Consider the following 25,453-nt stretch of genomic DNA (forward strand, 5'->3'; position numbering starts at 1 on the left):
CTCGTTAGTCTTCTTTGCCGAGGCAAAGAAGAGTGACCGGCGTCCCCCGCAGGGGGATGTCGTACGCACTTGGGTGCAACATGCCACCACCGCTCAAAAAAAACAGCGACCACCCCCAAGCGAGCAGAGCAATAGGCCTCCCGGAGACCGAGAGTTTCGTCGCACGCCCAGCGCGCAGGCGCGCTTCCGCCGGTACCGGTTCGACCAGCCACGAACCAACCCCAAACACCAATCCACCACCTACTTCAACCTCAACGGCTCCAACAACGCCGCATCATATTCCCCTCTCCCAATCCTCCCCAACTCCATCATCCGCAACAAGATATAAGCCTGCCGCTGCCGCGCCCGCCGGGGATTCACCACCGGATTATTCGCCGAAGGCGCCTTGGGCAACCCGGCCAGCATCGCACATTCGGCCAGCGTCAGCTCCGCCACCGGCTTGCCAAAGTAAGTCTCGGCCGCCTCGGCAAAACCATAAGCTCCCTGCCCAAGGTACACCTTGTTCATATAGACCTCGAGGATCTCGTCCTTGCTCAAGGCATGCTCGATGCGATAGGCCAGCAGCACCTCGTACAGCTTGCGCGTGTAGGTCTTCTCCCGCGAGAGAAAGAAATTGCGCGCCACCTGCATGGTGATTGTGGAAGCGCCCTGCGAAAGTTCATCCGACAAGTTGGCCACGCCGGCGCGTATCACGCCGACATAGTCGATGCCGTCATGCAGGTAGAAACGCTCGTCCTCGATGGCCACCACCGCCTGCGTGAGCTTGGGCGGTATCTCGCCGATGGGCACGTAGCCCGGCGACTGGCGGAAAGCGGTGAGCGCGTCCAGCGTGGGCAGCTGGCGCTGAGCGACGAGCACGGCGAGCGTGCCGAGCAGGGCTGTGCCCAGTGTCAGCAGCAGCACCAGCTTGAGAAAATTCGACCAGAGGCGTTCCATGGGCAGTATTGTGCCAGCACCGGCCCGGCACCAGCCCGGTGCCGGAATCAGCCCGCCGGCAGCGTCACGCCCAGTTCCTTCGCCAGCGTCTCCAGGTTGCGCCAGATCGCCGGGTTGACCTCCAGGTGCGTGGTGGTGAGCGCCCGGTTGGCGGCTTCGAACTCGCCGGGATATTGCACGCCGCCGAAGCCGGGAGCGGGCGGCGTGTCGTGCAGGTAATTGACGAACGCCTCCACCTCGGCGCTCTGCCAGCTCAGCCCCAGGTCCAGTTCCGGATTCATCAGCACCGCGAACATATTGTTGGTGGCCACGCCGCCGCGCGGGTTTTCCGGCTGGATGGTGCCGCCGCCGGAGAGTACGCCAGCGAGCAGCTCGGCCACCACGCCCAGCGCATAGCCCTTGTGTCCGCCGAAGGGCAGCAGCGCGCCCGGATGCTCGCCGAACATGGTGGAGGCATCGGTGGTGGGGTTGCCGTCGGCATCGATGATGCTGTTTTCCGGCGCGGGCTCGCCCTTCTCCGCCAGCACGCGCGCCTTGTTGATGGCGATCGCGCTGGTGGCGATATCTACCACCAGCGGCGGGCGGCCGTTGGGCATGGGCCCGGCGAAGCACAGCGGGTTGGTGGTCAGCCGCGCCGCGCGGCCGCCATAGGGCGCCACTGCCGGCGCGCGGTTGATCACGTTGGTGAAGCTCAGCAGCACGAAGCGTTCCTTCGCCACCATCTCGCCGAAGTGGCCCATGCGGCCGAGATGGTGCGAGCGGCGCAGCGTGACGATGCAGTGGCCGTGCTGGCGCACCCGTTCGATCGCGGTCTCGATGACGGTCTTGCCCACGTGCTGGCCGAAGCCGCCGTTGCCGTCGAACACCAGCAGGCTGCCACGGTCGAGCACGCATTCGGCGCGGCCGGCGGGGTTGACGTTGCCGCCTGCGAGCGAGCGCCGGTAGTTGGGCAGGATCGACAGGCCGTGGCTGGTATAGCCGCAGCGGTCGGCTTCGACCAGGTGTTCGGCCACGTCGTCGGCGATATCGGCCGGCACGCCCTGCGCTGCCAGCAGGTCGCGGGCGAGCTGGAGGGCGGATTGCAGTGTGATTTTCGTCATGCGTCCCGTCCCTTCAGATCCAGCCCAGCCAGCGCCAGTAGGTGGCGGCGAACAGCAGCATCATGGCGTAGCCGATCAGCGTGACGGGAATGCCGACCCTGGCGAACTGCTTGCCGTTGAAGGTGTCCGTGCCCAGGCACACCATGTTCTGCGGCGCGTTGATCGGGAGGATAAAGCCGAAGCTCACAGTGAAGCCGAGCAGCATTGTCAGCCCGATCTTGTTGATATCGCCTGGCAGCGTCTGCAGCACCGAGATCAGGATCGGCAGCAGCGCGGCGGTGAGCGCGGTGGCGCTGGCAAAGCCCAGGTGGATCAGGATCAGGAAGGCCGCAAGGATCGCGAACACCAGGATCGGCCCCTGCGTGGCGAGCCCGGAGTGCGTCACCACGAACTTGCCCAGCCATTGTCCGGCCTGCGTGGTGAGCAGCGCGGTGCCCAGGCTGATGCCCACGCCGAACACGATCAGCGTGCCCCACGGCGTGCGCTGCTGCATGGTCTTCCAGTCCATCACGCCGATGCGCGGCATCATCAGGATCACCAGGCCGACGAAGGTGACGGTGGCGGTGTCGAACTGATGCAGCTTGCCTTCCGTGGCCCAGAACAGGAGCAGCCCGATGGACACCGCGGCGAGCCGCTTCTGCGGGCCGGTCATCGGGCCCAGCCCGGCTAGTTCCTTTTGCACGGCTTCCTTGCCGCCGGGGATGGCTTCGGTCTCGGCAGGCAGCAGGAAGCGCACCAGGAAATACAGCACCACCGACATCGCGACGGCCCACGGCGCGCCGGCGATCAGCCATTGCAGCCAGGTGATGCGCTCGCCCAGCAGCTTGTCCATGAAGCCGACCGTCAGCAGGTTCTGCGCGGCGGCGGTCTGGATGCCGACGTTCCAGATGCTGGTGGCCATGGCCACCGTGATCATGATGCCGGCGGCGATGTTCGATTTCTTGTCGACCCCGAAGGCCGCGATGATGCCCATCATGATCGGCACCACGCAGGCGCTGCGCGCGGTGGCGCTCGGCACCACCAGCGACAGCAGGATGGTCACCGCGATGCTGCCGATCAGGATGCGCCGGGTGCTGGTGCCGATGGCCGACAGCGTCACCAGCGCGATGCGCCGGTCAAGCCCGGTCACGGTCATGGCCGCCGAGATGAACAGCGCGGCGGCAACCAGCGCCAGCGCGGTATTGGAGAAGCCGGCCAGCGCCATGCCGAGGGCGCGCGATGTGCCGTATTGCGTGGACGGGTCCGTCACCGTGGGCGCGAAGCCGATCAGCGCGGCCATCAGCGACGTGATCATGATGGCGCTGGCTTCGTAGGAGACCGCTTCGGTGATCCACACCACGATGGCGAAGGCGAGGATAGCCAGCATGCGATGGCCCGCCACCGGCAGGTCCGCGGGCAGCGGCAGGGCAAGGATGCCGATCAGCACCACGGCGGCGGCGTAGAGCCCCCATGGTGTCTGCTTCTTCGGCGTGGCTTGCGGCGTGGCGGGCACGCCGGGGGCGGAGGGGACGGTCTGGGTCGGAGTGCGAGAGTCTGTCATCGCTTTCCCTTGGGTTGTCTTGTTGATCGTTGGCTCAACACGGGATGGCGGACGTCACGCGCGGGCAAGAATGCTAGCCGGTGACTGGCTTGATGGCGGCGTCGTTCGTTCGGTCTTCCGTGAAGACTGGCGGATGCGCAGGCCGGCTTTTGGCCGGGTTGCAGCGTTCGACATGGGGAAATTATCGTGCCGGCCAACAGCGTATGTCGAGGCCGGATCACGGCTCGCATGATCAGGATCAAGGAGAGGGCTCGCGCCGGGAAATTACCGTGTGCGGTGGGGTCCTACTTTCAGATCGTTGCAGTACAAGGGCTGGCGGGCGGTGTCCCGCGGGCGTTAACGCCCGCCTGCGCGGTGATCTGAAAAAAATGGAGCACATGATGAAGGTTTTGGTGAGAGGGCTACATGCCGGAGTCGACGCAGCCAGGCTGCGTGAAGCGCTGGCCGCTTACGTGAGCGTCAAGGACGTCGAGCTGATCTGTGAGGGCGATGGCTCACATCCCTGGGCCTGGGTCGACCTGGACCTGGACGATGTGGACCCGATGAGCGTGTGGAAACTGGTGGCAATGCTCGATCGCCGTTATATTGCTGGCTGCCATACGCGCTGGCATGTGCCGGCCTATCGCGCGCGATGAGACGCGCGCAACCCAACCACAGGGCAGGGAAACAATGCAGGGATTGTTCGCGTGGCGCCGCCACGCCATCATGGCGGACGCGCCATCACTAGGTACCGGCGTGCCCGGCACCGCACCGCTGGTGCTGGAAAACGTTGTCAATATCCGCGATCTCGGCGGCCTTCCCACGCGGGACGGCCATCGCGTGCGCGCCGGCAAGCTGTTTCGCAGCGGCAACCCGGGCCTGGCCAGCGCCGCCGACATGGAGCGGCTGCGCGCCTTGCAACTGGACGCGGTGATCGATTTCCGTTCGCCCGGAGAAAAGTCGGCCGCGGAGAGCCCCTTCGGCCAGGCCTTCCGCTGGGTAGCCACGCCGGTGCTGGAGGGCAGCATGTCGATGGCCGAACTGATGCCGCGCCTGCGCGAAGGCAGCGCGGCGCAGACGGAGGCCTTCATGCTGGAGGTCTACGGCGATTTCCCGCGCAAGTACCAGGCTGCCTTCGGCGGCTTCCTGAAGCTCGCGGAGCAGGGCGGCAACCTGCTGTACCACTGCACCGCGGGCAAGGACCGCACCGGCTTTGCCTCGCTGTTGTTGCTGGCGGGCCTGGGCGTGGAGCGCGATACCATCATGGCCAACTACCTGGAGTCGAATCACCGGAACCAGGGCTTCAACCAGAAGATGAGCGCCGGCGCGGCGCAGTTCGGCGTCGATCCCGCGGTGATGTGGCCGTTGCTGGAGGTGAAGGCGTCTTACCTGGAAGCTTCCATGCAGGCCATCGAGCAGGAATACGGCGGCATCGACGCGTACCTGGGCGAGGTGCTCAAAGTGGATGCGGAGCGGTTGCGCCGGGCGTACCTGGTGCGGGCGTAGCGCGTTCCCGGCGCGGAGGCGCTACGTCCCCACGCCTTGCTCCTTCATGATCCGCGCGGTATTCAGCGCGATCATGCCCTCCTCGTCGGTGGGCAGCACCAGCACCGGCACACGGCTGTTATCGCGGCTGATGCGTTGCCGGTTCTCGCCGTTCGCGCCGGCGTCCAGGTCGATGCCGAACAGGTCCGCCAGCCGCGCGCAGATCTTCTCGCGCACCGGCGGTGAGTTCGCGCCGATACCGGCGGTGAACACCAGCGCGTCGAGGCCGCCCAGCGTGGTGGCGAGCTTGCCGATCTCCTGCGCCGCACGGTACGCATAGAAATCGATGGCCAGGCGCGCGCGCGGCGTGTCGCTGTCCAGCAGTGCGCGCATATCGCTGCTGATGCCCGACAAGCCCTTGAGCCCCGATTCCTGGTACAGCATGGTCTCGATGTCCTTGGTGCTCATGCCTTGCTGCGACAGCCACAGGATGGCGCCGGCATCGATGGCGCCGCAGCGCGTGCCCATCGGCAGGCCGTCGAGCGCGGTCAGGCCCATGGTGGATTCCACGCTGCGCCCCTCGCGCATGGCGCACAGGCTGGCGCCGTTGCCCAGGTGCGCCACGATCACGCGGCCGGCGGCCAGGTCGGGCGCTACCTGCTGCAGGCGGCGCGCGATGTATTCGTAGGACAGGCCATGGAATCCGTAGCGGCGGATGCCGCGCTCGAAGTATTCGTAGGGCAGCGCCAGCAGTTGCGCCAGCGTATCGTGCCCGGCGTGGAAGGCGGTGTCGAAGCAGGCCACCTGCAGCAGCGACGGCGCGGCGGCGCGCACCGCGCGGATCGCCGTCAGGTTGTGCGGTTGATGCAGCGGCGCCAGCGGCACCAGCGCTTCGAGCTTGCCGATCACTTCGTCATCGATCTTCACCGCCGCGGAAAAATCCGCGCCGCCGTGGACCACGCGATGGCCGATCGCCACTGGCGGCGCGTCGCGCAGGCCGATGCTGAGCACCAGCCGGATCAGGCGGAAGGCCGCGTCGTGATCGGCGACCTGGTCCACCGGGAAGCGTTCGTCGGCTACCACGCGGCCGTCCGCCATCTTCGCGGTCAGGCGGGGCGAGACGCCGATGCCTTCGATCTGCCCGTGCGCGCTGAGCACCGGGTTGATGTCGGTGTTGGCGTGCGCGGCATCGGGCACCGCATAGACGGAGACCTTGACGCTCGACGAGCCGGCGTTGACGACCAGGATGGTGGGGTGGGTGACACTCACGCGGGCATCTCCTGTGCAAAGGAATGGTTGGACGCTCAGATCGCCGTGGGCGTCCCGACGGTGCGGCGCGYATGCGCCAGCAGCACGGCAATCGCGCAACTGGCGATGCGCGCGCGCACGGTGTCGGCGCGGCTGGTGAGGATGATCGGCACGCGCGCGCCCAGCACGATGCCGGCCGCCTCGGCGCCGGCCAGGAAGGTGAGCTGCTTGGCCAGCATATTGCCGGCTTCGAGATCGGGCACCAGCAGGATGTCGGGGTCGCCCGCCACCTCGGAGACGATGCCCTTGGTAACGGCGGCTTCGCGGCTGATGGCATTGTCGAAGGCCAGCGGGCCATCGAGGATGCCGCCTTCGATCTGGCCGCGCCGGCTCATCATGCACAGCGCGGCAGCGTCGATGGTGGAGGGGATCTTGTCGGTCACGGTTTCCACCGCCGACAGGATCGCCACCTTGGGCCGCTCGATGTCCAGCACGCGCAGCAGGTCGATCGCGTTGCGGCAGATATCGGCCTTGTCGTTGAGGGTGGGAAAGATATTGACCGCGGCGTCGGTGATGAACAGCGGCTTGTGATAGGTCGGCACGTCCATCGCAAAGACATGCGAGAGGCGGCGGCCGGTCCGCAGCCCCGTTGCCGCGGCGGTGACTTCCTGCAGCAGTTCGTCGGTGTGCAGGCTGCCCTTCATCAGCAGCTCCGCCTCGCCGGCGCGTATTGCCGCGACGGCGCGCGCGGCGGCGGCGTGGCTGTGTGGCGCGTCGATCAGCACGGCGTCGCCCAGGTCCAGCGCGTTGGCGTCAGCTACCTGGCGGATGCGGGCCTGGGGCCCGACCAGCAGCGGCACGATCAGGCCGAGGCGCGCGGCCTCCAGCGCGCCGCCGAGCGACGAGGCGTCGCAGGGATGCGCCACCGCGGTGGGAATGGCTGGCAGGTCTTGGCAGCGGGACAGCAGGACGGCGTACTTGTCGAGAGTCTGGGTCATCGGCTTTCCAGTGCGTCGGGTTGCGGTGCAGCGGCGCGGCGGACATGCTGCGTCGCGCAAAAACAAAGCCAAGTATAGGCCATGTTTCCGGCAGCACGGTGACAGCTGCGTCGCGGCTTGTGTTGGGTCATGGCACTACCGATCCGCCCATGCAGCGGGTTGTCAAGCTGGGTGAGGACTGGTAGATTGCGTCGTGCTGCATGGCAGCAATTCCATGCCGCCGCGCTGGAATTGCCTGCCTCCAACGCCACACCGAAGAGGGGAAGCCGAGTGAACGCACGTGTACCCGCCACCCAATCCGGCACCGCTGCCGCCGGCCAGTTGCCGTCCGCCAGCGACATGCCGCCGCTCTTGTCCGATGCGTTTTCCTACACGCTCGATGCCTGGCAGCGCGCCATCCTGTTGCTCGATATCCTGCGCGAGCGCGGCAACCAGACTTTCGAGCACGAACGCGAAGGCATGCCGCCGGTGCTGGTCTTCGAGCACGAGGTGGTGATCGACGGGCGCACGCTGGAGCAGCCCGCCAACTACGCCTTGCTGCGCATCCTGCCGCCGCCGGGCATGGCCACCGACGACACCAAGCGGCCCTTCGTGGTGATCGACCCGCGCGCCGGACATGGTCCCGGCATCGGTGGCTTCAAGATCGACAGCGAGATCGGCATCGCGCTGCGCAGCGGCCATCCCTGCTACTTTGTCACCTTTTTCCCCGTGCCATGCCCCGGCCAGACCATCGAATGCGTGGCGCGCGCGGAGGCCCTGTTCCTGCTCACCGTGGCCGAGCGCCACCCGCGGGCGCAGGGCAAGCCGTTCGTGATCGGCAACTGCCAGGGCGGCTGGGCACTGATGATGCTCGCGGCCGCCGCGCCCGACCTGGTCGGGCCGATCCTGCTGGCGGGGTCGCCGCTGGCCTACTGGTCCGGCGTGCGCGGGCGCAACCCGATGCGCTATAGCGGTGGCCTGCTGGGCGGTTCGTGGCTGTCGTCCTTTACCGCCGATCTGGGCAACGGCCGTTTCGACGGGGCGTGGCTGGTACAGAATTTCGAGCAGCTCAATCCGTCCAACACCTACTGGAAAAAGCTCTACGACGTCTACGCGCGGGTCGATACCGAGCGCGAGCGCTTCCTGGAGTTCGAGCGCTGGTGGGGCGGCCACTTCCTGCTCAACCGCGCCGAGATCGACTGGATCGTGCAGAACCTGTTCGTCGGCAATCATCTCACCGCCGGCGAGGTGCGCAGCGCGGACGGCAGCGTCGCGGTGGACCTGCGCAATGTGCGCTCGCCCATCGTGGTCTTTGCCTCCTGGGGAGACAACATCACGCCGCCGCAGCAGGCGCTGAACTGGATTCCCGATCTCTACGCCAGCGTCGACGAGATCGTCGCCAACGACCAGGTCATCGTCTACTGCCTGCACGAGAAGGTCGGGCATCTCGGCATCTTCGTCTCGGCCGGCGTGGCCAACCGCGAGCACACGGAGCTGTTCTCCGCGCTCGACCTGATCGATGTGCTGCCGCCCGGCCTGTACGAAGCGCGCATCGAGGACATCGCGCCCGGCACCTCGCACCTGGATCTGATCGAAGGGCGCTACCTGATGCGCTTCGAGCGCCGTACCATCGACGATATCCTGGCGCTGGACGATGGGCGCGACGACGAGCGCCCCTTCGAGGTGGTGCGGCGCGTGGCCGAGATCAACCAGCGCCTCTACGACACGTTCGCCTCGCCGGCGATGCAGGCCATGTCCAACGAACTGGGCGCGTACACCATGCGGCAGATGCATCCGGCCCGTCTCGAGCGCTCGCTGGTGTCGGACGCGAATCCGTGGATGGCGTGGCTCGCCGCCTTCGCCCCGGCGGTGCGCGAGGCTCGGCAGCCGGTGGCGCCGGACAATCCCTTCGTCACGCTGGAGCGTGCGGTCTCCGACACCATCGTGCGCACGCTCGACGCCTGGCGCGACCAGCGCGATGCCCTTTACGAGCAGACCTTCGAAGCGCTCTACCAGTCGCCGTGGCTGTCCGCGCTGGTCGGCTTCTCGCCGGGCGCCGAAAAGCGCGGCCCGCCGCCGCTGAGCGCGGCGCTGCGACAGGAACTGGCCGCGCGGCGCATCCATGAGGCGGAAGCCGGGATTGCGCAGGGCACTGCGCTGGACGCCTTCATGCGCATCCTGGCCTATGTGGCGGACGAAAACGCCAGTATCGAGGAGCGTCCGTTCAACCTCATGCGGCAGATGGCGCGCGAGCACCTGCAGCAGCAACCGGACATTGCCACGGTCAAGGCCGCGGTCAGGCGGCAGAGCTTTATCGTCGGCCTCGATGCCGGGCGCGCGGTGGCCGCGTTGCCGCGCCTGGTGCCGGACAGCACGCAGCGCCATCGCATCATGATGGCGATCCACCGCATCCTTACCGTAGCCGGACCGCTCGATGGCGGCCGCCTGGCACGCTATCGCGAGGTGGCGAGCGTGATGGGCACCGACCATACGCTGCGGCAGGCGGCGGCGGAGGCCGCGCCCGCCGTGGCGCCCGTTGCTTCCCCGGTTTCTCCGGCTTTGCCGCTTGCGCCGGAGGATCCGGCAGCAGTCGCAGCCCCGCGCGCGGTGCGCAAGCCGGCATCGCCCGAGGCCGCGGCACGTGCGCGCAAGGCAAGCGCCGGCGCGGCCGGCGCCGCCAGGCCGGCAAGAACCGTCAAGGCCTTGCCGCGGCGCGGCGGCAAAAAGGGAAGTTAAGCCAGCGCCGGTGGCGCGCATTGACTGAGAGCGAGGGACATCATGGTGCAAGTACCCAATCCTCCATTGCTGGGCGCGCGCGTGCTGGTGGTCGGCGTGGCCAATGCCGAGTCCATCGCGTGGGGCTGCGCGCGGGCTTTTCGCGAACTGGGCGCCGAACTGGCGATCACCTATCTCAACGACAAGGCCTATCCGCATGTGGCGCCGCTTGCCGAAGCGGTGGGCGCGACGATCCTGATGCCGCTCGACGTGGAGGTCGCCGCGCAGGAGCAGGCACTGTTCAAGCGCATCGCGCAGCAATGGGGCCGGCTTGACGCGATGGTGCACTCGATCGCCTTCGCACCCAAGGCCGACCTGCAGGGCGGATTGCTGAACTCGTCCGCAGACGGCTTCGCGCGCGCCATGGATGTGTCCTGCCATTCCTTCGTGCGCCTGGCCCGGCGCGCGGCGCCGCTGATGAGCGCGGGCGGCAGCCTGTTCGCGATGAGCTACGAGGGCGCCAACCGTGTGGTGCCCAACTACAACCTGATGGGGCCGGTCAAGGCCGCGCTAGAGGCTTCGTGCCGCTACCTGGCGCACGAACTGGGTCCGCGCGGCATTCGCGTGCACGCCATCTCGCCGGGACCGCTAAAGACCCGCGCTGCATCCGGTCTCAAGGATTTCGGGCAATTGCTGGCGGACGCTGCGGGCCGGGCCCCGGTGGGCGAGCTGGTCGACATCATGGATGTGGGCTTTGCCACCGCCTACCTCGCCACGCCCTACGCGCGGCGGATTTCCGGCAACACGGTCTACGTCGACGGCGGCGTGCACATCATGGGCTGAGGCGCCGGCCGGACCAATGCCCCGTGGGCTGGCCACGACCTGCCACGGGCCGCCTACAATGAGCTAAACAACGGAGGCCTGTGCCGCCCGCCACGTGCGCGCTGCCTCATATCTGGAGCCAGACATGAAGGTACTCATCCGGGGCCTCCACCGCGATGTGACCGAACAGATGCTGCGCGACAAGCTGGCGCCCTACGCGCCGGTCAAGTCCGTGGAGCTGGTGCGCGAGGGCGATCCGGATCATCCGTGGGCCTGGGTCAACCTGGATGTCGATCCCTTTACCGCGTGGCGCCTGCTGCGCCAGCTCGATCGCCAGTATTTCGCCGGCAGCATGATGCGCTGGTACATCCCCGCCCACCAGGGCTGACGCAGAACGCCGCCTGGCGCCGCCCGCGGGCCTTTGCATTAAGATTAGCGGCTTCTGCCACTCTGCTGCGCTCCCACGGGGTAGCGCTCTCCCGCATGCTCGAACTCGACGGTGCGATCTGGTTCCGCTCAGGCTCCCAGGACTGGGGTGGCCGCGAGCGTATCGCCCTGCTGGCCGCGATCGGCGAGCATGGCTCGATCACGGCGGCGGCCAAGGCGGTCGGCCTGAGCTACAAGGCCGCCTGGGACGCCATCGACGCGATGAACAACAGCGCCGGCGAGCCGCTGGTGGTGCGCGCAGCCGGTGGCAAGGGCGGTGGCGGCACGGTGCTCACGGAGCGCGCCGCCAGCCTGATCCGCACCTACCGCGCGCTGGAGCAGGAGCACCAGCGCTTTATCGCCCACCTTGGCCACCTCGGCGAGACCGCGCAGGATGACCTGCACCTGATGCGGCGCTTCATGGTCAGGACGAGTGCCCGCAACAAGCTGTTCGGCACCGTCGCGGCGATCCGCGGCGGTGCCGTCAACGACGAGGTCACGCTGGCGCTCGCGGGCGGCCAGCAGGTGGTTRCCACCATCACCCATGAGAGCGTGGAGACGCTGGGCCTCGCGCCAGGCATCGAAGCCTTTGCCCTGATCAAGGCTTCATCGGTCCTGCTCGGGCTGCCCGACCCCACGCTGCGGCTGTCGGCGCGCAACCAGTTGCCGGGCGCGGTGAGCCGGGTGCTGCCTGGCGCCGTCAATGCCGAGGTGGCGCTTGAACTGGACGGCGGCGGCACCGTGGTGGCCGTCGTCACCAACGAGAGCGTTAGCGCGCTGGGGCTGTCCGATGGCAGCCGCGCGCTTGCCATCTTCAAGGCGTCGAGCGTGATTCTCGGCATCATGGGCTGAGCCCTGCGCGCGTCAGGCGGGATCCAGCGGCTTGCTCAGCAGTACCGTGGTGAAGCCGCTGTGCCAGCTTTCGTCGGGGTAGAATTCCACCTCGGCATAGCCGTGGCGCTGGTAGAAGGCACGGCTCCCCACGTTGAATGCATCCGTCTCGAGCCTGGCCTGCCGATGACCCGCCGCTGCCATCGCGGCTTCCGCGTGCGCAAGCAGCGCGCTGCCCAGTCCGCGTGCCTGCCAGCGTGGCGACACATGCAGCGCCCAGACGAAGTCGTTCTCCCAGTCCACCATGCCGGCCACCGTGCCGTCCACGCAGGCGAGGTGGAACCCTGCCAGCCGGCTACGGACATAATCGCCGATCTTGTCGCCCTGGGCGAAGCGCATTGCCGCCTCGGGCGTGAGCTGCGGCTGCCACGTGGTGAGATAGGTTTCGGTGAGGATGGTGGCGACGGCCAGGGCATCGGACGGGCCGGCGCGCCGGATCTGCGGGCTTGAGGATGGTGTGTGCATGCCCGCAAGGATAGCCGGGCCGCCGCGTGAAGACCACGCGGCAGCCAGCCAACGCAAGAAAACCAGAAACATCAAAAGCACAATAAACAAACCAACGATGCACAGGAATCTGCACGAAGCAAACCGGTTGCCGTGGAATACCTCCTCGGTAGCCCACAACAGCCACAAGGGCGCCCAGGCGGCCTTCTTCCGCGCCGGCGGATGCACGCAGTTCCCGGAGGAAATGACGCTGCCGATGTCGGGCCTGGTGGCCGCTGCGAGGGGTTGAGCATGGACGCTGCCATTGCGGGGTTTAGCCTCGGCCTGTCGCTGATCCTTGCCATCGGTTCGCAGAATGCCTTCGTGCTGCGCCAGGGCCTGCGCCGCGAGCATGTATTCTGGGTTTGCCTGGTGTGCGCCATGTCCGATGCCGCGCTGATCCTGATGGGCGTGTCGGGGTTTTCGGTGCTGATGCGCAAGCTGCCCTGGCTGGGCGACGCCATGCGCTACGGCGGCGCGGCTTTCCTGCTGTGGTACGGCGCGCGCAGTTTCTGGACGGCGTGGCGTACGTCCGGCGTACTCGCGCCCAGCGAAGCCGAGCCCAGGCCGCTGGCTGCCACGCTGGCGGTATGCCTGGCGCTGACCTGGCTCAACCCCCATGTCTACCTCGACACGGTGATGCTGATCGGTTCCGTATCGACCCAGTTCGCGGGCCACACGCAAGCCTTCGCGGCGGGCGCCGTGGTGGCCTCCTTCCTCTTCTTCTTCGCGCTCGGCTATGGCGCGGCCTTGCTCCGGCCGGTGTTCGCCAGACCATCCGCATGGCGCGTGCTGGAGATTGTCATCGGCATTACCATGTGGGTGATTGCCGCCAGGCTGCTGTTGTCCTGAGCGGCATACAGCGCCCGTACCGGAAATACCGCATGCCGAGAAACATAGAGATCAAAGCGCATATCGCCAGCCTGGAGGCGCTGGTGCCCCTGGTGGCGCCGCTGGCCGACCATGGCCCCGAGCTGATCTTGCAGGACGATACCTTTTTTGCCTGTCCCAACGGCCGGCTCAAGCTGCGTGCCTTCCCGTCCGGCGAGGGCCAGTTGATCTTCTACGCGCGTGCCGACCAGGCCGGGCCGAAGGAGAGCCACTACATCATTTCGCCGGCCGCCGAGCCTGACACCCTGCGCGCGGCGCTGGCCGCGGCCTGGGGCGAGAACGGGCGCGTGCGCAAGGCCCGCGCCTTGTTCCTGGTGGGCCGCACGCGGGTGCATCTGGACCGCGTGGAGGGGCTGGGGGATTTTCTGGAACTGGAGGTGGTGCTGGCGGACGGGGAACCCGCCGAAGCCGGCGTGGCCGAGGCACATGCGCTGCTGGGCAAGCTGGGCGTCGCACAAGGGCAATTGATCGAGACGGCCTACGTGGATCTGCTGCGCGCGGCCGCCGCGGGGAACTAGCCGCGCGCGCCGGCGCGTTCAGACGACGTGCGCGGAAGCCGGCGCGTACACCTGCGGATGCCCCTTGACCGGGGCCGCACCGAAGATCCGGCCTTCGCGCACTTCCAGCACGTGGTCGCCGAGCGCTTCCACGTCGTCGGGGTCGTGCGAGATCACCAGCATCGGTACTTCCAGGTTGGCCTGCAGCGCGCGCAGCTCGGCGCGCATGCGCACGCGCAGCGCCGGGTCCAGCGCGGAGAAGGGTTCATCCAGCAGCACGATATCCGGCTGCGCCACCAGCGCGCGCGCCAGCGCGGCACGCTGCTTCTGGCCACCGGAGATTTCGCCGGGGTAGTTGTCCGTAATCGCGCCCAGGCCGAAGGCATCGATCCAGCGCCGGGCTTCCGGGTGGCTGGCACCGCGGCGCGGGTTGCGCCAGCCGCGCGCCAGCCCGAAGGCGATGTTCTGCGCGACAGTCAGATGCGGGAACAGGGCGTAGTCCTGGAACAGATAGGCCACGCGCCGCTCCTGCGGGCGCACATTGATGCGTGCCTCGCTGTCGAACAGCGTGCGGCCGTTCAGTACGATGCGGCCGCTGTCCGGTGTCAGCAACCCGGCGATGGCCCGCAGCGTCAGGCTCTTGCCGGCGCCCRAGGGCCCGAACAGGGCGATGCGCCGGCTGTCCGAGTCAAACGCGATATCCAGCGCGAAATGGCGGTCCGCTGAACCGAGCTGCTTGCGTACGGTGACTTGCATGGTCATGGCGGATCTACCGGAACGCCTTGCGCGTGGGCGGCACCAGCCGGCCGGCAGCCACCAGCAGCACCACGCAGGTGACAGAGGTGACCAGCACCAGCAGGTTGGCGGTGTTGTCGTCGCCGGCCTGCACGGCCTCGTAGATGGCAACGGACAAGGTCTGCGTGCGGCCGGGCAGGTTGCCCGCCACCATCAGCGTCGCGCCGAATTCTCCCAGCGCGCGGGCGAAGGCCAGCAGCACCCCGGCAATGATGCCGCGCGATGCCAGCGGCAAGGTCACGCGAAAGAAGATGCCGGCCTCCGGCGTGCCGAGCACGCGCGCGGCGTCTTCAAGCTGGGCGTCCACGCCTTCGAAGGCGGCGCGCGCCGACTTCAGCACCAGCGGGAACGCCACGATGGTGGAGGCCACCACCGCGCCTTGCCAGGTAAAGACCAGTTCGATGCCGAGCCGTCCGAGCCATTCGCCGAAGACGCCACGGCGCCCGACCAGCACCAGCAGGTAGTAGCCGAGCACGGTGGGCGGCAGCACCAGCGGCAGCGTCAGCAGGGCGTCCACCACGTCGCGCGCGGCCGATTGCCAGCGCGACAGCGCAAACGCCGCGCCCACGCCGAGCACGGCATTGAGCACCGTCGCCCAGCCTGCCACCTTCAGCGACAGCGAGAGCGGTACCCAGACAGCTTCCAGGGTGGTCATCGGGATTGACGCCCGCCGGCGAGGCCGGGCAGGCGGTGCAGTGAGTTCGGGTTGACGGCGGCGCGCGAGGGTTCAGGGTTCAAGGCTTGAGGAATCCGTACTTGGCCAGCACCGCCTGGCCTTCCGGCGACAGCACATAGCTGAGGAACGCCGCGGCTTCCGCTGGCTGCTTCGAATTCGCAGTGACGGCGATCGGATAGGTCACCGGCTGGCGCGTCGCCACCCGCAGCGCCACCTTGACCTTCTCCGGCATGATGGCCGCATCGGTGGCGAACACGAAGCCGGCATCCACCTCGCCGCGCGCCACGTAGTCCAGGCTCTGGCGCACGTTCTGCGCCATCACGCCCTTGGCCGACACGGCATCCCACACGCCGGCCGCTTCCAGTGCGCCCTTGGTATAGCGGCCCACCGGCACCGATGCCGGGTTGCCGAAAGCCACCCGCTTGAATTCGGGGCGGCCCAGGTCCTGCAGCTTGCTGACTTCCAGCTTGCTGTCCGCCGGCAGGATCAGCGCGAGCTGGTTGGCGGCGAAATCGCGGCGCGAGGCGGGCTGCACCACGCGCTCGGTCACGGCCTTGTTCATCGCGTCCTGGTCGGCCGAGGCAAACACGTCGGCCGGCGCGCCATTGACGATCTGCTGCATCAATACGTCGGAAGCGCCGAAATTGAGCACCACCTTGGTCTGCGGGTGGGCGCGTTCGTAGGATTCCGCGAGCGACTTGAAGGCATTGGTCAGGCTGGCCGCGGCGGATACCACCAGGTCGGCGCCGAAGGCGGCGGGCGCGGACAGCGCCAGCGTGGCGGACAGCAGCAGGCCGGCCGCCAGCGAGGCGGTGCGGCGGGCGCCGCGCGGGAGGCGGGACTGGGCAGGCAGCGGGGTGGCGGGCAGTTGCATGGGCATGGTGGTGGCGACGGTTGGATAGCAGGCCAGGCAAGCAAATGCCGCCTGCCAAAAGCGCAATATATGACGGTATATAACGCGGCGTCAATGACACGTTCTGTCAGGACTGGGCATCGTGAATGGTTCGCTCCGGTCCGCGCCCGCCGTCACAGCGGCGTAATGCGCGCGTCACTCTGCTGCCATTTGCGCTCGGGACAATGTCCGGCTCCAGGCACAACAAGAAAGAAGGGAGCCACAAATGACCAGCAGTCCGACCGTCGCCACGCGAGCGTGTGCCGTCATCGCTTCGTCCCGGATCTCCGGTGTCTCCAGGCTTTCCGCGATAGCCGTCGCCGTGGCCGCCACCGCGCTGCTGGCCGCCTGCGGCTCCGACGACAGCCCCGCCGGCACGGGCGCCACGCCGCAGGGCGGCAGCGTCACGGCTGGCACCAAGGCCACGCTGGCCCTGCTGGAAACTACCGACCTGCACACCAATGTGCGCAGCTACGACTACTTCAAGCTGGCCGAGGACAAATCTTTCGGCTTCGAGCGCGTGGCGACCCTGATCAAGCAGGCCCGCACCGAATTTCCCAACACGCTGCTGCTGGACAATGGCGACACCATCCAGGGCACGGCGCTGGCGGACTACCAGGCCCAGGTCAACCCGCTCAAGTGCGGCGACACGCTGGCCATGTACAAGGTGATGAACGCCGCGAAGTTCGACGGCGGCGGCATCGGCAACCACGAATTCAACTACGGGCTGGGCTACCTGAACCAGGTCACGGGCAACCGCTTCAACGTCGACGGCTTGCCGGACCCGACCGTGCAGACGCCGTGCGCCGGCCCGGCCTTCCCGCAGGTGCTGGCCAACGTGTACAGCGTGCGCACGCGCGCGCCGCTGTTCCAGCCTTACACCATCATCACCCGCCAGATCACCGCCACGGGCCCCGACGGCAAGGCCGTCACGGTGCCGGTCAAGGTCGGCATCATCGGCTTCGCGCCGCCGGCCATCATGAGCTGGGACAAGCGCTGGCTCGACGGCAAGGTCTACACCGAAGGCGTGAAGGAAACCGCCGAGAAGTTCGTGCCCGAGATGCGCGCCAAGGGCGCCGACCTGGTGGTGGTGATCTCCCACGGCGGGCTCGATGCCTCCGCCTACTCACCCGCGATGGAGAACGGCAGCTGGCATCTTGCCAGGGTAGCCGGCGTAGACGCCATGCTGATCGGCCACTCGCACCAGGTCTTCCCGGACGCCACCAGCACGGTGGCGCAGTTCAACCTGCCCGGCGTGGACAAGGTGCGCGGCACCGTCAACGGCGTGCCCACCGTGATGGCCGACTACTGGGGCCGCCGCCTTGGCGTGATCAAGCTGCAGCTGGCGCATGACGGCACCCGCTGGGTGGTCGACAAGAGCGCCACCACGGTGGAGGCGCGCTCGATCCAGAACGCCGACAAGAGCTATGTGGCGCCCGATGCCACCGTGGCGGAGGCGGTCGAGGCCGAGCACCAGGCCACCATCGCCTACGTGAAGACGCCGATCGGCACCACCGACTACCGCATGAGCACGTACTTCGCCGACGTGGGCGATCCCGGCGCGATCCAGATCGTCAACCAGGCGCAGGTCGCCTACGTGAAGGACTATATCGCCGCCAACTTGCCGGCGCTGGCCTCGCTGCCGGTGCTGTCGGTGTCGGCGCCGTTCAAGAGCGGCTTCGGCGGCGGCAATGACTTCACGGACGTGCAGTCCGGCAACCTCGCCATCAACAATGCCGCGGATCTCTACCTCTACCCCAACACCATCTACGCGGTGAAGGTCAGCGGCACCGATGTCAAGGCCTGGCTGGAGACGGCTGCCAAGCGCTTCAACCAGATCGACCCGGCGAAGACGGCGGACCAGCCGCTGATCAGCAGCTTCCCCGGCTACAACTTCGACATGTTCACCTCGCCCGACCTGCAATACGAGATCGACGTGACGCAGCCCGAAGGCAGCCGCATCAAGAACCTCGCCTACAAGGGCGTGCCGCTGGATGCCAGCCAGCAGTTCATCGTCGCCACCAACAACTACCGCGCCAGCGGCGGCGGCAACTTTCCCGGCCTGGACGGCAGCAAGACGGTCTATGGCTCGCCCGACGCCAGCCGCGACGTGCTGATCGCGTATATCAAGAAGGCTGGCGCGATCACGCGCGCCGCCAACGGCGCCGCGCGCAGCTGGCGCTTCACCAAGGTAGCCACGGCCGGCAAGGTGGTGTTCGCTTCCGCCGCCAACCAGCTTGCGCAGGCGCAGGCAGCCGGGCTGGCCAATATCGCGCTGGAGCAGGCGGGCTACGACACCAACAAGAATCTGTCGCTGTACAGCGTTGACCTCAACCAGTAAGGCAACGATGACCACGATAGCGAACGGAACGATCACGCCGGCGCGCCCCGCGCCCCGGCGCCGCCAGCGCCGCGTGCATCCGGTGATCGCCGCCGCGCTGGTGGCGGTGACGGTGGCGGCAGGTTGCGTGGGCGGGGCGTCGGCGTGGCGCGAGCACGCCAGCGCGCGGCGCCTGGAACTGGCCCAGTGGCAGACGCTGGCCGGCCCGGCCGGCGACGCGCAGGCGCTGGCGGCGTTGCGCCGCGCCGCGGCAGGCAAGGAGGCGGCGGCACAGACCGCGCTGGGAGAGGCACTGCTGGCGCGAGCGGATGCGGCGCTGCGGGGGGAGGGCGTCGGCTGGTTGCGGCAAGCGGCAGCGGCCGGGGACGCGCGCGCGCATTTCCTGCTGGGCAAGGCGGCCTTCCTGGGGGACGGCGGTGGTGCCGGTGGCATGCCCGATGCCGCGGCTGCGTGGCAGCATTTCGCGTTCGCCGCCGCCGCTGGCAATGCCGGGGCCGCGTATTACCTGGGCCTGCTGCACCGCGGCGGCTACGGCCGCACGCCCGATGCGGCCGCGGCTGCCCGCTGGTTCGAAGTGGCTGCCGATGCCGGCGTGGCGCAGGCCATGTTCATGCTAGCCAATGCCTATCGCGAAGGGGCGGGCGTACCGCGTGACGAGGGGCGCGCGGTGGCATGGTATGAATCTGCCGCCGAGCGGGAACATCCCGAGTCGATCCAGGCGCTGGCCATGGCCTATCGGTATGGGGAGCTCGGGTTGAAGCGGGATGAGGGGAGTTTTCTCGCTCACCTGGGGGAGACTGCGCATGCGCTGAAGCATCCGGCGTTGAAGCCGTGAGTGGTCGTGGGGTGGGTACGCGGAGGGCTGTCGCGGTATGCCGGTGTCGCATTCCTGGCCGCGAACGCACCGCAACCCCACCCCGATCTCACGCCGGGGGCGCCCCATCCTTAAACGCGCTCTTCAGCATCTGCCGCAACTCAGGTCCGTCCTCATGCTTGTGCACCTGCACCGCATGCTGGGCAGCGACTTCAAGCAGTTCTTCCTCGCTGTCCGCACTGATAGCCACCGTGCACTTCGACTCACTCGGAAACTCGCGGCAATCGATATATTTGCGTCCCATGCTTTGCCTCCTGACGCGTATGTCAATCAGGTCAATCAGGTCAATCAGGTCAATCGGGCAGGGTGCTTCTGGCACCCCGTGCAGGCGCTTACCCCGTGCGGCGCCCTGGCGCGGCGTTGTCCTCGATAAGCGGGGAAGGGTGGCGCCGCCGGGGTGGCAGGCGCCTGATTCAGTATAGGGCGCGCGCCGCGCCACGGAATGTCCGCGGCGCGCCAGCCGGATCAGTCCGTCAGAGTACCGGCGTGATCACATTGCCGGTGCCGAGAAAGGCATCGAGATTCTCGAACACCAGCCCGGACATGGCGGCGCGGGTCTCGTGCGTGCCACTGGCCATGTGCGGCGCCAGCACGACATTGTCCAGCGCGAACAGCGCCTGCGGCGCCCGCGGCTCGTCGCGGAACACATCCAGCCCGGCGCCGCCCAGGCGGCCATCGCGCAATGCCGCCACCAGGGCGTCTTCGTCCACCACGCTGCCGCGCGCGACATTGACGAGAATGCCCTTGGGCCCCAGCGCTTCGATGATGCCGGCCGATACCAGCCCTTCGGTTTCYGGCCCGCCCACGCAGGTCACGGCCAGGAAATCGGCCCAGCCGGCCAGCGCCTTCAGGTCCGGCTCGTGGCGCCACGGCGCGCCCGCGCGCGGGCGGCGGTTGTGGTACGCGATGTCCATGCCGAAGCCGGCGGCGCGCTGCGCCACTTTTTCGCCGATGCGGCCCAGGCCCAGGATGCCCAGCTTCTTGCCTGACACGCGCGTGGTCAGCGGGAAGTTCTCTTGGCCCCACTTGCCGGCGCGCACGTAGCGGTCGCCGTGGGCAATGCCACGCGCGGCGTCGAGCAGCAGGCCGAAGGCGAGGTCGGCCACGCAGTCGTTGAGCACGTCGGGCGTGTTGCTGACCTGGATGCCGCGCGCGCGGGCCGCGTCCAGCGCGATCGAGTCATAGCCCACGCCGAAGCTGACGATGGCTTCGAGCCCGGGCATCGCGGCGATGGCATCGGCCGTCAGGCCGTGGCGGGCGGACGTCACCGCCACGCGCGCCTGCTGCGCATGTTCGCGCAGCCATGCCAGCGGGTCGGCCTGTTCCCACAGCGGGACGGCCTGGTACTGCTCCCGCAGGCGGGAGTTGATCTGCGGCGCAAGGGGGCCGATCTGGACGAGCGAGACTTGGGACATGGGAGGCTAGGCGAAGGAAAGGGTGCGGGATCCGGGAAGAGTGCGCGGAGCAGGGCGCAAGGCCGGTCGGCCGGGGGCGGTGCCTGTCCCCGCTCGTTGCGGCGTTCGATGCTAGCGCAATCATAACGTCTCCGGCAAGGCACTGCAGCGCCGGGCGCGGAGCGAGCCGGCTTCAGGCGCTGTCGCGCCGGATCACTTCGAAGCCGAGGTCGATGATGCGTTCGCCCACCTCGCGCCCGTCGATGCGCGCGAGCAGGCACTCGGCAGCGGTGCGGCCGATGGCCGGGCCGTCGATGCGCACCGTGGACAGCGCCGGGTAGGTGTGCGCGGCAAAGTTCAGATCGCCGAAGCCCATCACGGCGAGCTGGCCCGGCACCTGCAGCCCGCGCGCGCGGGCTTCCGACAGCGCGCCCTGCGCCAGCGTGTCGGAACTGCAGAACACCACATCGGGCTGCGCGCCGCCGTCGAGCAGCCGCGCCAGTCCCTCGCGGCCCAGCCCCAGGCTGGACGGCGCCGGCACGATGCTGCTCGGCACCTCGGTGATGCCGTGGCGGGCCAGCGCATCGATAAAGCCAAGCCGGCGCGACTCGGCGCGCTGGTCGCTGGCGGACAGGATGGCGGGCCGCCGGTAGCCGCGCGCATAAAGGAATTCGGCCACGGTCTGCCCCACCTTCTCGTGCGAGAAACCCACCAGCATGTCGATCGGCGTGGGCGTGATGTCCCAGGTCTCCACTACCGGCACGCGCGCGGCCAGCAGGCGGCGGCGCGTATCGGCGGTGTGCGCGATGCCGGTCAGCACGATGCCGTCGGGGCGGCGCGAGAGGATGGCGGCCAGCAGGTCCTGCTCGCGCGTGGCGGCGTACCCCGACAGGCCCAGCATCATCTGGTAGCCCGCTTGCGAGAAACGGTCGGTGAGCGCCTGGATGGTATCGGCGAAGATCGAGTTGGCGATGGTCGGCACGATGGCCGCGATCAGGCGGCTGCGCCGCGAGGCGAGGCCGCCGGCCAGCAGGTTGGGCACATAGCCGGTGCGCTGGATGGCTTCCTGCACGCGCGCTACCGTGCGCGCCGAGACCAGCCCGGGCTGGTTGACCACGCGCGACACGGTGATCGGCGAGACGCCGGCGATCTTGGCCACGTCGGCCAATGTGACGCTGCCGGTGGCGCGGCCGGCAGCGGGGGCGGGCGCGGTGCGAGGGGTGGTTGGCTTGCGAGGCGGGGCCATTGAGCTCGAAGAAGGATGCGGGAATTGCCGGTCCGCCGCGCGGTGCGGCGGCGTGGGCGCCATGATAGCGCCGTCGCCCCTCGGCGGGCACCGGTGCCCGCCTGCGCGACGGGTTTACCCCGAGCACGCATGCGTTGTGAGGGACAAATGACAGCGCTATCATCTGTCTTCTCCGGGGACCGCGGGCACCGCTGCCGCACGCTCACGCAAAACAAAAAAGACAGACGCCGCAACGGCGCCACCGATCAGAGGAGACAACCCATGCCCACCGCCACCCCCGCGCCGGATGCGCGGCCCCGCAAGCGCCCCGAGGAACTGCGCAGCCACCGCTGGTACGGCGCCCACGACCTGCGCGCCTTCGGCCACCGTTCGCGCACCGCGCAGATGGGCTACAACCGCGCCGACTATGCCGGCAAGCCGGTCATCGCCATCATCAATACGTGGAGCGACATCAACCCCTGCCACAGCCATTTCCGCCAGCGCGCCGAAGAGGTCAAGCGCGGCATCTGGCAGGCCGGCGGCTTCCCGGTGGAGATGCCGGCGATGAGCCTGTCCGAACCGTTCCAGAAGCCCACCACCATGCTCTACCGCAACCTGCTGGCGATGGAGACCGAGGAGTTGCTGCGCTCCTACCCGGCCGATGGCTGCGTGCTGCTGGGCGGCTGCGACAAGACCACGCCCGCCTTGCTGATGGGCGCGCTGGCGATGGACCTGCCTGCGATCTTCGTGCCGGCGGGGCCGATGCTGCGCGGCACCTGGAACGGCGTCACGCTGGGCTCCGGCTCGGATACGTGGAAGTACTGGGCTGAGTTGCGCGCGGGCAATATCACCGAGCAGGACTGGCAGGGCATCGAAGACGGCATCGCGCGATCGCCCGGCCACTGCATGACCATGGGCACGGCGTCGACCATGACGGCGGTGGTGGAAGCCATCGGCATGAGCTTGTCCGGCGCCTCGTCGATTCCCGCGCCCGATTCGCGCCACGCGCAGATGGCTTCGCTGTCGGGCCGGCGCATCGTCGAGATGGTGTGGCAGGACCTGAAGCCCTCCGAGATCGTCACGCCCGCCGCCATCGACAACGGCGTGCGCACCGCGCTGGCGCTGTCGGGCTCCACCAACGCCATCGTCCACCTGATCGCGCTGGCGCGCCGCGCCGGCTATGCGCTCTCGCTGGACCGCTATGACGAACTGGCGCGCTGCACGCCGGTGCTGGCCAATGTGCGTCCCTCGGGCCAGTACCTGATGGAAGATTTCTACTATGCCGGCGGCCTGCGCGCGATGCTCGCGCAGATGGGCGATCTGCTCGATACCGGCACGCTTACCGTCGACGGCCGCACCCTTGGCGAGAACCTTGAAGGCGCCCGCGTCTTCAACGACGACGTGATCCGCCCGCGCGCCAATCCGCTGGTGGCTGGCGACGGCCTTGCCGTGCTGCGCGGCAATCTTGCCCCGGACGGCGCGGTCATCAAGCCGCCTGCCGCGCGGCAGGACCTGCTGCGGCACACCGGCCGCGCGGTGGTATTCCGCGACTACAACGACATGGCGGCGCGCATCGACGACCCGCGGCTCGACATCGACGCCAACTGCGTGATCGTGCTGCAGAACGCCGGCCCGCAAGGCGCGCCCGGCATGCCGGAATGGGGCCAGTTGCCGATTCCGCAAAAGCTGCTCAAGCAAGGCGTGCGCGACATGGTGCGCATTTCCGACGCCCGCATGAGCGGCACCAGCTATGGTGCCTGCGTGCTGCACGTAACGCCGGAATCGTATGTGGGTGGCCCGCTCGCCTTCGTGCGCGACGGCGACCTGATCGAGCTCGATGTCCCTGCCCGCAAACTCAACCTGCTGATCGGCGACGACGAAATGGCCCGCCGCCGCGCCGCGTGGGTGGCGCCAGTGCCGAAATTCGAGCGCGGCTACGGCAAGCTTTACCTGCGCCACGTCAGCCAGGCGGACAAGGGTTGCGATTTCGATTTCCTGGAGCCGGTCGATGCCGCGGAGGGCGGCGAGCCGGAGATCCATTGAAGCACCGCGCCCGTCTCGCAGCCGGGTGGACCCATCATCATAAGAACGACCGAGGAGACAACGACCCCATGAAACGCCAAGCCCTTGCGCTGCTGGCCGCCGCTGCCACCATAGCCGCCGCCGTACTCCCGCTGACCGCTTCCGCCCAGGCCAACTGGCCCGGCAAGCCGATCACCTACGTGGTGCCATTCCCGCCCGGCGGCACCACCGACACGCTGGCACGCCTGATCGGCCAGCGGCTCGGGCAGGCGCTTGGCACTACCGTGGTGGTGGAGAACCGCCCCGGCGCCGGCGGCAACATCGGCTCCGATTTCGCGGCCAAGGCGGCGCCCGATGGCTACACCATCCTCGGTGGCACCATCAGTTCGCACGCGATCAATGCCAGCCTGTACCCGAAGATGCCGTACGACGTGGTCAAGTCCTTCGCGCCCATCACGCTGATCGGCACCAATGCCAATGTGCTGGTGGTCAGTGCCGGCAGCCCGTTCATGACGGTGAAGGACATCGTGGCGGAAGCCAGGGCCAGGCCGGATACGCTGGCGTTTGCCTCGGCCGGGAACGGGACTTCGCAGCATCTTGCCGGGGAATTGTTCAAGAGCCTGGCGGGCATCAAGCTGACCCACATTCCGTACAAGGGGAGCGGCCCGGCGATCCAGGATGTGATGGCGGGGCAGGTGCCGATGATGTTCGATACCACGGTGGTGGCTGCGCAGCATATCGATTCGGGCAAGCTGCGGGCGCTGGCCGTGACTTCGGCGAAGCGGATCAAGAGCATGCCGAATGTGCCGACGATGGCGGAAGCCGGGGTGGCTGGATATGAGCTGGAATCGTGGCAGGCGATCTTTGCGCCGGCTAATACGCCGAAGCCGATCGTGGATCGGTTGTATCGGGAGATTTCGGCGATCATCAAGACGCCGGATATGCAGGCTCGGTTGGAGAAGTTGGGGATGGAGCCTTCGGGGATGGCGCCGGAGCAGTTTGCGGGGTTTCAGCGTAGTGAGATTGGGAAGTGGGCGAGGGTGGTGAAGGCGGCGGATATCAGGATTGATTGACGTGGCGTGCGACGAAACTCCTGGTCTCCGGGAGGCCTATTGCTCTGCTCGCTTGGGGGTGGTCGCTGTTTTTTTTGAGCGGTGGTGGCATGTTGCACCCAAGTGCGTACGACATCCCCCTGCGGGGGACGCCGGTCACTCTTCTTTGCCTCGGCAAAGAAGACTAACGAG

24 protein-coding genes and 1 pseudogene are annotated in these 25,453 nt (G+C 67.9%); 13 read left to right on the top strand and 12 right to left on the bottom strand.

Translation table 11 applies throughout. From position 1 onward, the window contains the following. Positions 1–240: 240 nt before the first annotated feature. The 3 genes from AC1DT6_RS37635 to AC1DT6_RS37645 are packed head-to-tail and all read right to left on the bottom strand — an operon-like array spanning position 241 to position 3,576. Positions 241–936, bottom strand: a complete 696-nt coding sequence (locus AC1DT6_RS37635) for a transglycosylase domain-containing protein (protein WP_441626534.1) — start codon at positions 934–936, stop codon at positions 241–243. Between the two features lie 47 nt (positions 937–983). Further along, positions 984–2,036, bottom strand: a complete 1,053-nt coding sequence (locus AC1DT6_RS37640; RefSeq protein ID WP_035869668.1) for an Ldh family oxidoreductase — start codon at positions 2,034–2,036, stop codon at positions 984–986. Between the two features lie 13 nt (positions 2,037–2,049). Further along, a complete protein-coding gene (locus tag AC1DT6_RS37645) occupies positions 2,050–3,576 on the bottom strand; it encodes a DASS family sodium-coupled anion symporter (RefSeq protein ID WP_035869618.1) in 1,527 nt (508 codons plus the stop codon). 380 nt (positions 3,577–3,956) lie between these two features. Between AC1DT6_RS37645 and AC1DT6_RS37650 the strand changes: the two genes are divergently transcribed. Together AC1DT6_RS37650 and AC1DT6_RS37655 are read left to right on the top strand one after the other, a co-directional pair. Further along, entirely contained in the window at positions 3,957–4,211 is a 255-nt protein-coding gene (locus AC1DT6_RS37650) for an RNA-binding protein (protein WP_441626579.1), read from the top strand. A 34-nt stretch (positions 4,212–4,245) separates the two neighbouring features. Further along, a complete protein-coding gene (locus tag AC1DT6_RS37655; RefSeq protein ID WP_441626531.1) occupies positions 4,246–5,061 on the top strand; it encodes a tyrosine-protein phosphatase in 816 nt (271 codons plus the stop codon). A gap of 21 nt (positions 5,062–5,082) precedes the next feature. On the opposite strand, the gene AC1DT6_RS37660 is transcribed toward AC1DT6_RS37655, so the two are convergent. Both AC1DT6_RS37660 and AC1DT6_RS37665 read right to left on the bottom strand, forming a co-directional pair. Next, positions 5,083–6,309 (bottom strand): acetate/propionate family kinase, encoded by a 1,227-nt coding sequence (locus tag AC1DT6_RS37660; protein WP_477104542.1) that lies wholly within the window; start codon positions 6,307–6,309, stop codon positions 5,083–5,085. Between the two features lie 35 nt (positions 6,310–6,344). After that, complete coding sequence (locus AC1DT6_RS37665) at positions 6,345–7,286, bottom strand: phosphate acetyltransferase (RefSeq protein ID WP_477115461.1); 942 nt, start codon at positions 7,284–7,286, stop codon at positions 6,345–6,347. Positions 7,287–7,556: 270 nt separating this feature from the next. Here AC1DT6_RS37665 and AC1DT6_RS37670 point away from each other — a divergent pair, with 270 nt between their 5' ends. From AC1DT6_RS37670 to AC1DT6_RS37685, 4 genes are all read left to right on the top strand, one after another. Next, positions 7,557–10,001: a DUF3141 domain-containing protein gene (locus AC1DT6_RS37670; RefSeq protein WP_477104544.1), complete on the top strand. Its 2,445-nt coding sequence runs from the start codon at positions 7,557–7,559 to the stop codon at positions 9,999–10,001. Positions 10,002–10,043: 42 nt separating this feature from the next. Further along, complete coding sequence (gene fabI, locus AC1DT6_RS37675) at positions 10,044–10,823, top strand: enoyl-ACP reductase FabI (RefSeq protein WP_477104545.1); 780 nt, start codon at positions 10,044–10,046, stop codon at positions 10,821–10,823. A 124-nt stretch (positions 10,824–10,947) separates the two neighbouring features. Continuing rightward, on the top strand, positions 10,948–11,190 hold the full coding sequence (locus AC1DT6_RS37680; RefSeq protein ID WP_441626521.1) for an RNA recognition motif domain-containing protein: 243 nt from the start codon (positions 10,948–10,950) through the stop codon (positions 11,188–11,190). 95 nt (positions 11,191–11,285) lie between these two features. Further along, positions 11,286–12,080 (top strand): TOBE domain-containing protein, encoded by a 795-nt coding sequence (locus AC1DT6_RS37685; RefSeq protein ID WP_477115462.1) that lies wholly within the window; start codon positions 11,286–11,288, stop codon positions 12,078–12,080. A gap of 12 nt (positions 12,081–12,092) precedes the next feature. On the opposite strand, the gene AC1DT6_RS37690 is transcribed toward AC1DT6_RS37685, so the two are convergent. Further along, a complete protein-coding gene (locus tag AC1DT6_RS37690; RefSeq protein ID WP_441626517.1) occupies positions 12,093–12,584 on the bottom strand; it encodes a GNAT family N-acetyltransferase in 492 nt (163 codons plus the stop codon). Positions 12,585–12,681: 97 nt separating this feature from the next. Here AC1DT6_RS37690 and AC1DT6_RS37695 point away from each other — a divergent pair. The 3 genes and pseudogenes from AC1DT6_RS37695 to AC1DT6_RS37705 all read left to right on the top strand — a co-directional run. Then, positions 12,682–12,816: pseudogene (locus AC1DT6_RS37695) on the top strand (SAM-dependent methyltransferase); the annotation flags it as partial. A gap of 38 nt (positions 12,817–12,854) precedes the next feature. Next, positions 12,855–13,454, top strand: coding sequence for a LysE/ArgO family amino acid transporter (locus AC1DT6_RS37700; RefSeq protein ID WP_441626515.1), 600 nt, complete (start codon positions 12,855–12,857; stop codon positions 13,452–13,454). Between the two features lie 32 nt (positions 13,455–13,486). Beyond that, positions 13,487–14,011, top strand: a complete 525-nt coding sequence (locus tag AC1DT6_RS37705; protein ID WP_441626513.1) for a class IV adenylate cyclase — start codon at positions 13,487–13,489, stop codon at positions 14,009–14,011. Between the two features lie 18 nt (positions 14,012–14,029). Here the strand turns inward: AC1DT6_RS37705 and AC1DT6_RS37710 are convergent, their stop codons facing one another. The 3 genes from AC1DT6_RS37710 to modA all read right to left on the bottom strand — a co-directional run bounded on the left by AC1DT6_RS37710 (position 14,030) and on the right by modA (position 16,335). Further along, the gene (locus AC1DT6_RS37710) at positions 14,030–14,752 is read right to left on the bottom strand and encodes an ATP-binding cassette domain-containing protein (RefSeq protein WP_477115463.1); all 723 of its coding nucleotides are present in this window, start codon (positions 14,750–14,752) and stop codon (positions 14,030–14,032) included. Positions 14,753–14,759: 7 nt separating this feature from the next. Then, complete coding sequence (modB, locus tag AC1DT6_RS37715) at positions 14,760–15,431, bottom strand: molybdate ABC transporter permease subunit (RefSeq protein ID WP_441626577.1); 672 nt, start codon at positions 15,429–15,431, stop codon at positions 14,760–14,762. Between the two features lie 88 nt (positions 15,432–15,519). After that, positions 15,520–16,335 carry a molybdate ABC transporter substrate-binding protein gene (gene modA, locus AC1DT6_RS37720; RefSeq protein WP_441626574.1) on the bottom strand — a complete coding sequence of 272 codons (816 nt, stop codon included), beginning with the start codon at positions 16,333–16,335 and terminating at the stop codon, positions 15,520–15,522. 244 nt (positions 16,336–16,579) lie between these two features. Between modA and AC1DT6_RS37725 the strand changes: the two genes are divergently transcribed. Together AC1DT6_RS37725 and AC1DT6_RS37730 are read left to right on the top strand one after the other, a co-directional pair. Then, the gene (locus AC1DT6_RS37725; protein ID WP_477115464.1) at positions 16,580–18,694 is read left to right on the top strand and encodes a bifunctional 2',3'-cyclic-nucleotide 2'-phosphodiesterase/3'-nucleotidase; all 2,115 of its coding nucleotides are present in this window, start codon (positions 16,580–16,582) and stop codon (positions 18,692–18,694) included. 7 nt (positions 18,695–18,701) lie between these two features. Beyond that, positions 18,702–19,529: a tetratricopeptide repeat protein gene (locus AC1DT6_RS37730; RefSeq protein WP_441626507.1), complete on the top strand. Its 828-nt coding sequence runs from the start codon at positions 18,702–18,704 to the stop codon at positions 19,527–19,529. Between the two features lie 88 nt (positions 19,530–19,617). On the opposite strand, the gene AC1DT6_RS37735 is transcribed toward AC1DT6_RS37730, so the two are convergent. From AC1DT6_RS37735 to AC1DT6_RS37745, 3 genes are all read right to left on the bottom strand, one after another. Beyond that, positions 19,618–19,812 carry a DUF1059 domain-containing protein gene (locus tag AC1DT6_RS37735; RefSeq protein WP_441626505.1) on the bottom strand — a complete coding sequence of 65 codons (195 nt, stop codon included), beginning with the start codon at positions 19,810–19,812 and terminating at the stop codon, positions 19,618–19,620. 229 nt (positions 19,813–20,041) lie between these two features. Further along, positions 20,042–20,983: a 2-hydroxyacid dehydrogenase gene (locus AC1DT6_RS37740; protein WP_477104547.1), complete on the bottom strand. Its 942-nt coding sequence runs from the start codon at positions 20,981–20,983 to the stop codon at positions 20,042–20,044. A 172-nt stretch (positions 20,984–21,155) separates the two neighbouring features. Then, positions 21,156–22,208: a LacI family DNA-binding transcriptional regulator gene (locus AC1DT6_RS37745; RefSeq protein WP_441626501.1), complete on the bottom strand. Its 1,053-nt coding sequence runs from the start codon at positions 22,206–22,208 to the stop codon at positions 21,156–21,158. Between the two features lie 261 nt (positions 22,209–22,469). On the opposite strand from AC1DT6_RS37745, the gene araD reads away from it, so the two are divergent. Together araD and AC1DT6_RS37755 are read left to right on the top strand one after the other, a co-directional pair. Beyond that, positions 22,470–24,230, top strand: coding sequence for an L-arabinonate dehydratase (gene araD, locus AC1DT6_RS37750; protein ID WP_477104548.1), 1,761 nt, complete (start codon positions 22,470–22,472; stop codon positions 24,228–24,230). A gap of 68 nt (positions 24,231–24,298) precedes the next feature. Then, complete coding sequence (locus AC1DT6_RS37755) at positions 24,299–25,282, top strand: tripartite tricarboxylate transporter substrate binding protein (protein WP_477104549.1); 984 nt, start codon at positions 24,299–24,301, stop codon at positions 25,280–25,282. Positions 25,283–25,453: the final 171 nt, after the last annotated feature.

It is taken from the genome of Cupriavidus sp. 01L45 (assembly GCF_056399885.1).